General features: G+C 62.2%; 5 protein-coding genes. 3 read left to right on the forward strand and 2 right to left on the reverse strand.

All coding sequences use genetic code 11. The annotated features are described in order from the left end of the window. Positions 1-2: 2 nt before the first annotated feature. Positions 3-2,225 (reverse strand): response regulator, encoded by a 2,223-nt coding sequence (locus tag RXV86_RS18845; RefSeq protein WP_316301948.1) that lies wholly within the window; start codon positions 2,223-2,225, stop codon positions 3-5. Between the two features lie 164 nt (positions 2,226-2,389). Between RXV86_RS18845 and RXV86_RS18850 the strand changes: the two genes are divergently transcribed. Together RXV86_RS18850 and pbpC are read left to right on the forward strand one after the other, a co-directional pair. After that, on the forward strand, positions 2,390-7,822 hold the full coding sequence (locus RXV86_RS18850; RefSeq protein ID WP_316301950.1) for an alpha-2-macroglobulin family protein: 5,433 nt from the start codon (positions 2,390-2,392) through the stop codon (positions 7,820-7,822). Positions 7,823-7,828: 6 nt separating this feature from the next. After that, positions 7,829-9,874: a penicillin-binding protein 1C gene (pbpC, locus tag RXV86_RS18855; protein ID WP_316301951.1), complete on the forward strand. Its 2,046-nt coding sequence runs from the start codon at positions 7,829-7,831 to the stop codon at positions 9,872-9,874. A gap of 30 nt (positions 9,875-9,904) precedes the next feature. Here pbpC and RXV86_RS18860 read toward each other — a convergent pair whose 3' ends face one another. Then, positions 9,905-11,080 (reverse strand): acetyl-CoA C-acyltransferase family protein, encoded by a 1,176-nt coding sequence (locus tag RXV86_RS18860; RefSeq protein ID WP_316301953.1) that lies wholly within the window; start codon positions 11,078-11,080, stop codon positions 9,905-9,907. 116 nt (positions 11,081-11,196) lie between these two features. Between RXV86_RS18860 and RXV86_RS18865 the strand changes: the two genes are divergently transcribed. Next, on the forward strand, positions 11,197-12,753 hold the full coding sequence (locus RXV86_RS18865; RefSeq protein ID WP_316301955.1) for a hypothetical protein: 1,557 nt from the start codon (positions 11,197-11,199) through the stop codon (positions 12,751-12,753). The last annotated feature ends 131 nt before the right edge of the window (positions 12,754-12,884 follow it).

The following is a 12,884-nucleotide window of genomic DNA, read 5'->3' on the forward strand; positions in this document are numbered from 1 at the left end:
CCCTACGCAGATTGGGCCGCCGTCTCTTCGTGTGCAATCGGGCGGGCAGCGTCCGGACAGTTTTCGCCGATCACCGCGAAAATCTCGGCCTTGCGCAGCGGCTTGGTAAGGTAGTGATCCAGCCCTGCGGCGAGGATCGCATCGCGGTCGCTGTCCATGGCGTGCGCGGTGAGTGCTACGATGGGCACATGTTTGCCACCGTTGCCTTCAAGGGCGCGAATTTCGCCAGTGGCTTCTTTGCCGTCCATTTTGGGCATAGAGATATCCATGAAGATCAGGTCGGGATCGTAGGATTGAAAGAGTTCGATCGCTTCGAGCCCATTCGAGGCAAATTGCAGGTCGATATCGAGGGTTTTGACCATCTTGCGGAAAACCAGCTGGTTGGTGCGGTTGTCCTCGGCCGCCAGAACCCGCATTGCGCGCTTGGGGGTGCCCTGAGCCAGCGGGGCGGGGTCGTCAGGTAAGGCGGCAAGGGACAGACCAACGCCGATGTCTTGCAGCCGGGCGAATAGCTCGCTGCGCGGGGTGGGCTTTTGCAGCAGGGCCTGAACCAGGCCGATGGCGGGGTCCTTTTCCGCGAAGTTGACCGATGACGATAGGACCATGATCGGTAGCTCATGGCCGCGTTTTCGAAGTTCGGTCGCCAGTTCGAAACCGTCCATGTCAGGCATGGTATGATCGGTGACCAGCAGGTCGATGCTGCCATCGATCTGTTTCAGCGCCTCACCGGCGCTGGGGTAGGAGACGGTCGCCATCCCCAAGGTTTCAAGCTGTTTTGCGAGGATGATGCGGTTAACTTCGAGGCTATCGACAACCATGGCGCGGCGCATCACCTTGGGCAGGCTGGGGGGATGGATGGATTTTGTGTCGTCGGCCCGCAGCGAGATGCGGAAACCGAAACACGAGCCCTTGCCCTCTTCACTGTCGACCCAGATCTCACCGCCCATCAGTGTGATCAGCTTGCGGCTGATGGCCAGACCCAGGCCAGTGCCTTCGAACTTACGATTGCGGTCGTCTTCGACCTGATTGAACTCACCAAAGATGTGGGCAAGTTTTTCCTTGGCGATGCCGATGCCGGTGTCTTCAATGCTGATATGCAGGTCGGTATCGGAGCTGTTTTCGCGCTGTACACCGACCACGCGGATCAGGACATGGCCGGACAGGGTGAACTTCACCGCGTTGCCCATCAGATTGGTCAGGATCTGGCGGATTCGGCCACGATCTCCGGTGAAGGTGGTGGGTAGGAAGAGATCGAAATCGACGGCCAGGTCGATGCCCTTGTCGCGCGCGGCGGGCTGGAGCAGCATGACGATTTCATGGATCGTGCGCTCGAGATCAAAGGGTTCCGGGCGCAGGACAAGCTTGTCTGCCTCAATCTTGGAATAGTCGAGAATGTCGTTGATAATGACCAAGAGTGCCTCGCCCGAGTTCTTGATCGTGTCGACATAGAGCTGTTGTTCGTCGTCCAGCGTCGTGTCGCGCAGCAATTCGGACATGCCGACAACGCCGTTCATTGGTGTGCGAATTTCATGGCTCATGTTGGCGAGGAAGGCGGCCTTGGCGCGGGCGGCGTCCTCGGCCCGGGTGCGGGCATCCTTTAGCTCTTTCTCATAGCGTACCGTGTCAGAGATATTGAGCGCCAGCGAGACCACGTCACCGCCGTGGCTGCGCTGGTCAATCAGTTTGTAATATTCACCGTTCCACAGCCGCCAGACCGTGGGTGGGGGCGCGGGTTGTTGCCAGCGTTTGAGCATCGAGCTGCGCCAATCTGCCGGGGCGGTATCGCCGATATCGACAACGCCTTCTTCGACCAGAAATTGTAGGATGCGGGGGTAGGACACGCCCGGCCCGACCTCTTCCAGCCCGTCAAACAAGGCGAGATAGGCTTTGTTGGCCGCGATCATGTGGTTGTCGGCGTCGAAAAAGGCGAACCCGTCACGGATGGTTTCGATCGAATGCCAAAGCCGGCGCTCGGCGATTTCCACCTTCTGATGGGCGATCTCGACCTTGTGGTGGGCGACGGTGAGGTCGGATTTGACCTTTTCGTTTTCGTCGCGGACGGTTTTGACTTGGGCCCGGGTCTCGACAATTTCATTCGAGAGCTTGCGCGCGTGTTGGCCGAGCTTGCGGTTGGCCGCAAACAATTCCGCCTGTTTCTGTTCAAGCAATCTTTCCGCGGCGAGGCGCATCCGGCGCTCTTCCGCGAGTTTGCTGGCGAGATTCATCCCCGGTCTCCGACCTGTCCGCAAAGTTCCCGTGATCATGGGTGGTTATGGTGAAAATTCGCTTAAGGTGGGAAAGTGTGGGGTCAGGAATTCCGCACCCCGGGGAATCGTTGCCTAACCGGTTTAGTCGTGCCACCATCGGGGCATTCAGACAGGAGGATTTCATGCGCCGCTTTGTTGCCGCTTTCGCCTTTGTTCTTGGTCTGGTTTTGCCAGTGTTTGCTGAAGATTACGTGCCTGATCGTCGCCTGGTGGTGACAAAGGACGTGGATTTCTACGGATCGGACCTGCAGGCCCTGTTCGATACGAACAGGAAATCGTGCAGGAATGCCTGTCTCAGCGATCCGAATTGCAAGGCGTTCACCTTCAATTCGCGCTCGAATTCCTGTTTCCCGAAATCAAGCATCAGCGACCGGCAGCCCTATGAGGGCGCCGTGTCGGCCGAGGTTCTGACGCTTGATCCGGCGATTGCGCGGGTGGTGCAGGCGCGGGGCGATGATCTGGACCGGGTGTTGTCAGATCGCGACCTGTCGGCGGCGCTAAGCCAGGCGCGTGGCATTGGGCCGCTGCATCCGGGTGGAAATTACTCGGTCGAAGCGATTTTGGATGCCGCCGAAAGCCGTCGCAGCCAAGGTGATATGCTGAACGCGATGCGCTGGACCGGAGCTGCGGTCGCCGAGACAGATCGCAGCGATCAGTGGGTTGAATATGGCCGCCTGTCGCTGGCGATCAAGGCGGCCAAGTCGAATGACCAGTGGAAATACGCCAATCGCGGGATGCAGGCGGCCACGAACGGGTATCTGCGGGCGCTGAATGACGCGCAGCGGGTCAATGCGCTTTCGGTGATGACGGATGCGCTGGAACGGATGGATCGGGGGCGTGATACGATTCCGGTTCTGCGCTTGGCCGAGAGTATCCAGCCGCGCGAGGAGCTGACCGCACGGCTGGACAAGGCAATCGCCAAGTGGGGCTTCCGCATTACCGAACACAATGTTGAAAGCGACAAGGCCGAGCCGCGGGTTTGTGCGACTTTCTCGGAGCGGCTGATGAAAACCGGTGTGGATTACACGCCTTACGTAAAATTGCCGGATCAGCGTATGTCGGTCGAGGCTGAAGGCAAACGCATCTGCATCGGTGGGGCAACCCACGGGGAGCGTTACACGGTAACCTTCCGCGAAGGCCTGCCAGCGCAGGATGGTGAGAAGCTGATCAAGGACGTGGAATTGCGCTTTTATGTGCGTGACCGGTCACCTTCTGTGCATTTTGCCGGGCGGGCCTATGTGTTGCCCAAGGCCGCCGATGCCGCTGTGCCGGTACAGACGGTGAACCTGAGCGAGGTGGACCTGAAGCTGCGTCGGATCAGCGACCGCAACGTGCTGCGCTCGATCCAGGAGAACTATTTCGGCAAGCGGATCAGCTATTGGAATTCGCGTAACTTTGCTGGGGAGATTGGCGAAGAGGTTTGGACTGGCAAGGGCCAGGTGGAAAACGCAATCAACCGAGACATGACCACCCGCCTGCCGGTGGGGGACCTGATCAAGGATCTCGATCCGGGTGTTTATGCGCTGACCGCGACGATTCCGGGTGAGGATGAATATGACAGCGAAGGCGCGACGCAGTGGTTCGTGCTGACCGATCTGGGCCTGACGACGATGAGCGGGGCGGACGGGCTGCATGTCTTTGTGCGTTCGCTGGGCGATGCCCAGGCTCGGGCCGGGGTGAAGGCGACATTGGTGTCGCGGTCAAACCGGGTGCTGGGCACGGCGATGACCGACGACCAGGGCTATGCCAGGTTTGATGGCGGGTTGACCCGTGGCCGCAAGGGTGCCGAGCCGGGGTTGATCGTGGTCGAGGATGGCGAAACCGACATGGCCTTCCTGTCACTGGCTGATCCGGCGTTTGACTTGTCGGATCGAGGTGTCGAAGGCCGTGCGCCTGCGGGGCCGATCGACGTGTTCCTGACCACCGACCGGGGCGCTTATCGTGCCGGGGAAGTGATCAATGCAACCGTGCTGGCGCGTGATGGGGTGGCAACGGCAATCGACGATCTGCCACTGACGGCGATCCTGACTCGGCCTGATGGCGTGGAATATGCGCGCCATTTCTCGGGGACCAGCGTTGCCGGGGGGCATGTGTTCAACATGCCGGTGGGCAACGCGGTGCCGCGTGGCACATGGCGGTTGGATATCAAGGCGGATGTGGATCAGCCGGCGCTGGCCAGCCAGACCGTTCTGGTCGAGGATTTCCTGCCCGAGCGGATTGATTTCGAGCTGAAACTGCCAACAACGCCATTGCGTCCCGGCACGATGACGGATCTGACCGTGACTGCGAACTACCTGTTCGGAGCACCGGGTAGCGACCTGCCGGTCGAGGGTGACACGATACTGCGGGCCAAGCGCAGTGTGGCTGATTGGCCGGGCTATGTCTTTGGCCGTCATGACACGCAAATCGGTCCGCGTCGTGGCTATTTCGATGGGGGCCGCACCGGGCCGACCGGTGTTGCGGTTGCCGGGGTAGACTTGCCGGGGGCACCCGCCAAGGATCGCCCGCTTGAGGTTGAGATCATCACCCGTGTGTCCGAGGGCTCGGGTCGTCCGGTGGAACGCCGGATCACTCAAGCCGTGGCACCCGATGGGCCGGTGATCGGCATCAAGCCGATGTTTGAGGACGTGGTCGAGGAAGGCACCGAAGCGCACTTCCAGGTGATCGCACTGAGCCCCGATTTGAAACCTGTCGCGATGCCAGCCAAATGGACGCTTAATCGGGTCAATCGCCGGTATCAGTGGTACAAGGAATACGGCGATTGGAATTGGGAGGTGATCACCACCCGCAAGCCGGTGGCGAGCGGGGAAGTGATGCTGGGATCAACGCCGGTTGAGGTGTCGGGCAAGGTCGATTGGGGCAGCTACGAATTGGTTGTCGAACGCCCCGATGGCGAGGGCATTGCCAGCTCGGCAGACTTCTATGCCGGCTGGTATGTGCCGGCGGACACGACCAAGACGCCCGATGTTCTGGAGCTGTCGCTCGACCGACCGGACTACAAGAGCGGCGATACCGCGCGCCTGCGGATCGTGCCGCGCTATGCGGGTACGGCGCTGGTGACGGTGATGTCGAACCGGCTGATTGCGATGAAGGCGGTCGAGGTGGTGAAGGGTGAAAACCTGATCCCGCTGGATGTGACCGACGATTGGGGCGCAGGGGCTTATGTAACCGCCTCGGTCATCCGGCCCATGGATGTGGCCGCCGGGCAGAACCCGGCGCGGTCGATGGGATTGGCCCATGCCAGAATTGATCCGGGGGCAAAGCAGTTGAACGTGTCATTCGATGCGCCCGAGCAATCGGCCCCGCGGGGGCCAATGATAGCGGCGGTGCAAGTCGATGGGCTTGAACACGGAACAGAGGCATATGTGACCGTGGCTGCGGTGGATGTCGGCATTCTGAACCTCACAGGGTTCCAAAGCCCCGATCCGTCCGAGCACTATTTCGGACAACGCCGGTTGGGCATGGATATACGTGATGTTTATGGTCGCCTGATCGATGGCATGTCCGGGTCGATGGGGGCTGTCCGTTCGGGCGGCGACGCCCAAAGCGAGGCCGGGATGCAATCGCCCCCGCCAACCGAAGAGTTGGTGGCGTATTTCAGCGGGCCCGTGCGGGTTGCACGCAACGGTCGGGCCGAGGTGGTCTTTGACATGCCCGAGTTCAACGGCACCGTGCGGCTGATGGCCGTGGCCTGGAGCAAGGATGCTGTGGGCGAGGCAGAGGCCGATGTGTTGGTCCGTGATCCGGTGGTGGTGACGGCGAGCCTGCCGCGCTACTTGTCGCCGGGAGACAGTTCGCGACTTCTGCTAGAGATCGTCCATGCCGAAGGTCCGACGGGCCGGATGGGTCTGGATGTGACCGCGCAAGGCGTGAGCCTGAGCGGCAATGTGCCTTCGGGTGTGACGCTGGGCGAGCAGGAAAAGGCCATCTTCTCGATCCCGATCACCGCTGGCGACGTGGGCGACCACAGCCTGCGCGTGGCGCTGACCACGCCGGATGGCAAGCAACTGACCAAGAACCTGGTGATGCCGGTCCGGATGAATGACCCAGTCATCGCCGTAACCCAACGGTTCAACCTGGCCGCTGGCGGCACGTTCAAGCTGGATCACAATGTGTTCTCGGATATGAAGCCGGGCACCGGATCGGCGGTGGTGTCTGCCGGGCCATTGGCCAAGCTGGATGCGCCGGGGCTTCTGAGTGCGCTGGATCGCTATCCCTATGGCTGTACCGAACAGGTGACTTCGGTGGCGATGCCACTCCTTTACTTTGGCCCGGTGGCCAAGGCGCTGGGCCTTGGGGCACGCGACAAGGTGGATGAGCGGATCGATCAGGCCATCGAACGGGTGCTTGCCCGGCAGGCCAGCAGTGGCGGTTTCGGGCTGTGGTATCCATCTTCGGGTGATCTGTGGCTGGATGCCTATGTCAGCGACTTCCTGAGCCGGGCCAAGGCCGAAGGCTATGAGGTGCCGCAGATTGCCTTCCGCATGGCGATGGACAACCTGCGCAACCGGGTGAATTACCATCCCGACTTTGACGAGGGTGGCAGCGCCTTGGCCTATGCATTGTTGGTGCTGGCCCGCGAGGGCGCTGCGGCGATGGCAGATTTGCGTTACTATTCCGACGAAAAAGCCGAGGCGTTTTCAACCGCGCTGGGCGTGGCGCAGGTGGGCGCGGCGCTGGCGATGTATGGCGATCAGACCCGCGCCGACCGGATGTTTGCCCGCGCGGGCAGCATGATCGGGCGCCAGACGGCCAAGGAACGTCAGGTCTGGCGGGCCGACTATGGCACCAACCTGCGTGATGCGGCAGGCGTTCTGACGCTGGCCGTCGAGGCCGGGTCGAATGCGGTGGATCGCGAGGCGCTGGCGGCGCGGATCGGTGGAGCCGTCGGGCGCCGTTCCACGCAGGAAAGCGTCTGGACCCTGATGGCGGCGCGTGCGCTGGTCGTGGATCCGTCGATTGCCGGGCTGACCATGAACGGTCAGCCAGTCGAGGGGCCGTTGGTCAAGCTGCTGGAAGAGGAGACGCTTGGCTATGGTGTGGGCATCCGCAATGAAAGCGGACGCGATACCGACGTGACCCTGACCACCTTCGGCGTACCGCAAGTGGCACCGCCCGCTGGTGGCTACGGCTATCGTATCGACCGGGTCTATTACACCATGGAGGGCGAGATGATCGAGACGCTGTCGCCCAAGGTCGGGGACCGCTATGTCGTGGCCCTGAAGGTGACCCCGTTCGAGAAGGGTGAGGCGCGGCTGATGGTGGATGATCCGCTGCCGGCCGGGTTTGAGATCGACAATCCGAACCTGCTGCGTTCGGGCGATATCCAGGCGCTCGATTGGCTCAAGCCGCAACATGCGGACCATGCCGAGTTCCGCTCGGACCGGTTCCTTGCTGCCGTCGACTGGCGCAAGGACAAGCCGTTCCAGCTGGCCTATATCGTGCGGGCGGTGTCGCCCGGTGAGTTCCATCACCCGGCAGCGCAGGTCGAGGATATGTATCGTCCGCAATACCGTGCCCAAAGCGCGACGGGCCGGTTCAGCATTTCCGAGTGAGGTGAGATGCGGGCCTGGCCCCTGATAACGCTGGCCGCGCTGCTGTTTGCCGGGGCGGTCATACGCGACGCGGTTGACGACTGGGTCGCCGCGACCGAGTTGCCGGTGTTGCTGGCGGAAACCTCGGTCGAGATGCGTGACCGCGGCGGTGATTTGCTGCGGGTCTATACCTTGCGCGATGGACGCTGGCGGTTGGGTGCGCGGGCCGGACAGGTTGACCCGGATTATCTTGATATGCTGGTGGCCTACGAGGACAAGCGGTTTCACCATCATGGCGGGGTGGATCTTTGGGCGATGACCCGCGCTGTTGGGCAGGCGCTGTGGAATGGCAAGGTGGTCTCGGGGGGTTCAACCCTGACCATGCAGGTGGCGCGGCTGCTCGAGGATAGCGGCACCGGCAAGGTTGCCGGTAAACTCCGGCAGATGCGGCTCGCGATGGCGCTGGAGCGGCGGTTATCCAAGGATGAAATCCTGGCGCTGTACCTGACCCATGCGCCTTATGGCGGTAATCTGGAAGGGGTGCGGGCGGCGACCTTTGCCTGGTTTGGTAAGGAACCCAAGCGGTTAACTCCGGCGCAGGCGGCTTTGCTGGTGGCGCTGCCGCAATCGCCCGAGATGCGGCGACCGGACCGCAACTGGAAAGCGGCGCGCGCGGCCCGCAATCGGGTGTTGGCGCGGATGTATGACGGCGGGGTGATCGGGCAGGAGGCTTATGACACCGCGGTGAAAGAGCCGGTACCGCGGGCGCGCCGCGCCTTCCCGGCGCTGGCTCCGCATCTGACCGACCGTGTGCGGGCGTCGGAGCCCTTGGCGCTGCGCCATGATCTTACCTTAGATGCCGGGGTGCAGCGGGCGTTGGAAGACTTGGCGGGCGAGAGTTTGCGCGGCCTGCCGGACCAGCTGTCGATAGCGATGATGGTGGCGGATCATCAAAGCGGTGAAATTATCGCTTCGATCGGGTCGGCCAGCTATGGCACGGCCAGCGCACGGCAGGGGTTTGTCGACATGACCCAGGCGTTGCGTTCACCGGGATCGACGTTGAAGCCGCTGATCTATGCGATGGCGTTCGACCGGGGGCTGGCGCATCCCGAGACGATCATCGATGACCGTCCGGTGGCTTTTGGTGCTTATCAGCCGCAGAACTTTGACGGCGGTTTTCGCGGCGAGCTGCGCATTGCCGAGGCTCTGCGACTGTCGCTGAATATCCCGGTGGTTTTGCTGATGGACGAAATTGGCCCGGCCCGCTTCATGGCCGGGCTGCGCCGGGCCGGAGTGCGCGCAGTGGTACCGGGCGGCAAGGCGGGATTGGCGGTTGCCCTTGGCGGCGTGGGCCTCAGGATGCAGGATTTGATGCAGTTGTATGCCGGGTTGGCCAGCGGCGGGGAAGCCGTTGAACTGACATGGAAATCCGATTCCGTTTCAAGGGCTAGGCAGCGCGTGGTCAGCCGTTCGGCGGCCTGGCAGGTGGCGCATGTGTTGGCCAGCCTGACCCCGCCGGGGGGCAAGGGTGAGGGCAAGCTTGCCTTCAAAACGGGCACCTCATATGGCCACCGTGATGCTTGGGCCGTGGGGTTTGATGGACAACATGTGGCGGCTGTCTGGTTGGGCCGGGCGGATGGCACGCCGGTGCCGGGGGCCTTTGGCGGTGACCTGGCCGCACCGATCCTGACCGAAATCTTTCAGCGTGTGAAACCGGAATTGGAAGATCTGCCGCCACCGCCGCCGGAAACGTTGATCGTGTCGAACGCGATGTTGCCGCAACCCCTGCAACGCTTCCGGGGGCGCAACGCCGTGTTCGAGGCACCGCAGGATGCGCCGGTTCTCGCGTTCCCGCCTGACGGGGCGTTTCTACCGTTGGAAGAGGACGTGCCGCTGGTGGTGAAGATCCGTGAGGGACAACCGCCCTTTACCGTGCTGGCCGATGGCGCGCCGGTGGTGACGGGTGCAAACCGGCGCGAGATCGCCTTGCCGTGGCGTGAAAAGGGGTTTGTTAGCCTGTCGGTGATTGACGCGAGAGGACGCTCGGACAGTGCAGACATTGAGGTGAAGTAAGCCGCGTTGGAGCGACTTACCCCTCGCGTTTCAAAGTGCCTCGATGGCCAGCGCAATGCCCTGACCGCCGCCAATGCACATGGTGATCAGCGCCTTGGATCCACCCACGCGAGCCAATTCGTAGAGCGCCTTGATGGTGATGATAGCGCCTGTCGCCCCGACCGGGTGGCCAAGGGCAATGGCGCCGCCGTTGGGATTGACCTTGGCGGGATCAATACCCAGCCCCTTGTTGACTGCAAGCGCTTGGGCGGCGAAGGCCTCGTTGGATTCGATTACGTCGAAGTCACTGATTTTCATACCTGTTTTTGCCAAAAGGTTCTCGACCGCCGGGATCGGGCCGATGCCCATGACCTCAGGCCGGACACCGGCATGGGCATAGCCCAACACCCGGGCGCGGGGTTTGAGGCCAGCTTGTTCCGCAGCCTCTGCACGAGCAAGGACCAGTGCGGCGGCGCCGTCATTGATGCCGCTGGCGTTGCCTGCCGTTACGGTGCCGTCTTTCTGGAATACGGTGCGCAGACCGGCGAGCGCCTCGGGCGACGTGGCCTTGGGATGTTCATCAACTTCGAAGGGCACGAGGTCACGCTTGACCTTGACCTCGACCGGAACGATCTGGTCCTTGAAACGCCCCTCTTCGATGGCCCGGGCGGCGCGGACCTGGCTTTCCATGGCAAAGGCATCTTGTGCTTCGCGGCTGATGTCATGTTCGGCGGCAACGTTTTCTGCCGTGACCCCCATGTGCCCGGTGCCGAAGGGGCAGTTCAACGCGCCGAGCATCATGTCGAGCGTCTTGATGTCACCCATCTTCTGACCGAAGCGTTGCTGCGGCACGATATAGGGCGAGCGGCTCATAGACTCGGCACCGCCGGCAAGGCCGAAATCGGCGTCGTTCAGCATCAGCGACTGGATCACCGACACAATTGCCTGCGCGCCGGACCCGCAGAGACGGTTCACGTTCATCGCTGGAGTGGTGTCCGGAATGCCCGCATCCATGGCCGCCACGCGCGACAGGTACATGTCGCGCGGTTCGGTGTTGATCACGTGGCCAAAGGTGACATGACCGATCTGGCCACCCTCGACCCCGGATCGCGCCATTGCTTCGCGCGCTGCAATCGCGCCGAGTTGCGCCGGAGGTGTGGCGGCAAGCGATCCGCCGAATGTGCCAATGGCGGTGCGCGCGCCGTCGAGAATTACGATATCCGTCATGAGTTTTGCCCCGAGATGATGAAAATTTCGCTAATGCAGCATACGGGGCGCGGGCCGCGGCGAAAAGGGGGGACCCGAGACTTGCCCCAGCGTCACGAGTATGCCAGCCATGGAGCATGCGATTGAAAGAGTATCAGCCCCTGTCCGCGGCCGAAGAAAAGCTGATTTCCGGGTGTACGGCGGGCGGACGCATTACCATCGGGGATGGCGAGCTGCCCGAGGAAGAGAGCAGCGCGGTTACGGTCAGGGCCGGGTTGATCCGCATGTTGCTGACCAGAGGGGATCCGGATTTACACCTGCATGACAAGGGGTTGCGCCTGCGCGGGGCGTGGATTGACGGGCCGCTGGATCTGCAGGGCGTGGATGTCACCTATGACCTGTCGCTGACCGCGTGCCGTTTGCCCGCGCCGGTCGAGATGGTGAATGCGCGACTTAGGGGGCTGTTCTTTTCGGGTTGTGACATGGCCGGGATTGCCGGGGATCACGTCCGGCTGGATGGGGCGCTGTTTTTGCGGGCGGGCACCGTGGTCAACGGTGAAATAGGGCTGGCTGGGGCTAGGATTGCCGGGGATCTGCAGCTTTGCGACCTGGAGATTACAAGCCCCGGGCAGGACGCGGTTTTTGCCCCGTCGATGCGAGTGGAGGGGTCGGTTTTCCTTGGCAATTATCCCTATTCCAACGGCGAGACAACGCTGGCGGCGGATGGGGCAGTGTTCATGGCCTCAACTGTTGTGGGGCATGACCTGTTCATCACCAATTGCGCGCTTGCAGCAAAGGCGGACGTGATCGGTGGGGTGTTTCAAGGGTCCGAGGAACACGGGGCAGACAATGTTCTGTCGCTGGCCCGGGCGCAGATCGGCGGGATTTTATACTTCAAGGACAACCAGATAACCCAAGGTATCGTGTCGTTGGCCGGGACCCATGTGGCGCGATTCCGGGATGAGCCGGAAGGGCCCGGCGCATCCTATCCGATCCGGCTCGATGGGTTCACTTATGACGACTTTTCGCGCCATGCGGAGACGGATTTGAAGGTACGATTGGCGTGGTTGGAACGGCGACCCGAGGATACCGAGTTCACTGCGCAGCCTTATGAGCAGTTGGCGCGGGTTTTGCAGCATATGGGGCACCGGGTGGATGCCCGTACCGTTCTGATGCGTAAAGAAAAAATCCTGCGGTTGGAGAACCGGCGGGCGATGAGGAACCCGGCGCGGCGTGGGGTGGTCTGGGCCGCCGATTCGGTGATGCGCTGGGCGGTGGGATATGGATACCGGCCGGGGCGGGTTCTGGCGCTGGCGGTGGTTTTAATTCTGGCGCTGGGGGTGTTTTTTCAGAAGATCTGGGCGGCGGGCGACATAACGCCAAATGCGGCGCCGATTTTGGTGTCAAAAGGATGGGTTGCGGCGACGGAAAGCCATCCGGAAAATCCGGCCGCGTTCTGGAGCCAGAAAGGGCAGGCAGGGCAGGATTGGGAGACTTTTCAAGGCTTTGCCTATGCCGCCGACATCGTGATCCCGATTGTGAACCTTGGGCAAGAGAGCGCCTGGGCGCCGTCCACGTCACGCAGTCCCTGGGGGCAGGCGGGATGGTGGATCCGCTGGTTTGCCAAGGCCGCCGGATGGATCATCACCGCGCTGGGGGCGGCGGCGGTGACAGGCGCGGTGCGCAACGATTAACCTTTGACGCTGTGGCAGGTCGGTAACAGGGCTGGATTCGGTCTGGCACCTGTCGGCTATCTGTCGGGCGTTTTTTCAGGCGGCGTTGTGGTGCGGGCGTTTGTTGACGCAAGGGGCGGTGGTGTGACGAA

Source organism: Aliisedimentitalea sp. MJ-SS2 (assembly GCF_032586155.1).
In the GTDB taxonomy this organism is placed as follows: Bacteria; Pseudomonadota; Alphaproteobacteria; order Rhodobacterales; family Rhodobacteraceae; genus JAWHTC01.

What these genes read in the sequence shown, in the direction of transcription:
- RXV86_RS18860 (WP_316301953.1), bottom strand. Translation starts at nt 11,080, where the DNA reads ATGACGGATATCGTAATTCTCGACGGCGCGCGCACCGCCATTGGCACA.
- RXV86_RS18850 (WP_316301950.1), top strand. Translation starts at nt 2,390, where the DNA reads ATGCGCCGCTTTGTTGCCGCTTTCGCCTTTGTTCTTGGTCTGGTTTTG.
- RXV86_RS18865 (WP_316301955.1), top strand. Translation starts at nt 11,197, where the DNA reads ATGCGATTGAAAGAGTATCAGCCCCTGTCCGCGGCCGAAGAAAAGCTG.
- pbpC (WP_316301951.1), top strand. Translation starts at nt 7,829, where the DNA reads ATGCGGGCCTGGCCCCTGATAACGCTGGCCGCGCTGCTGTTTGCCGGG.
- RXV86_RS18845 (WP_316301948.1), bottom strand. Translation starts at nt 2,225, where the DNA reads ATGAATCTCGCCAGCAAACTCGCGGAAGAGCGCCGGATGCGCCTCGCC.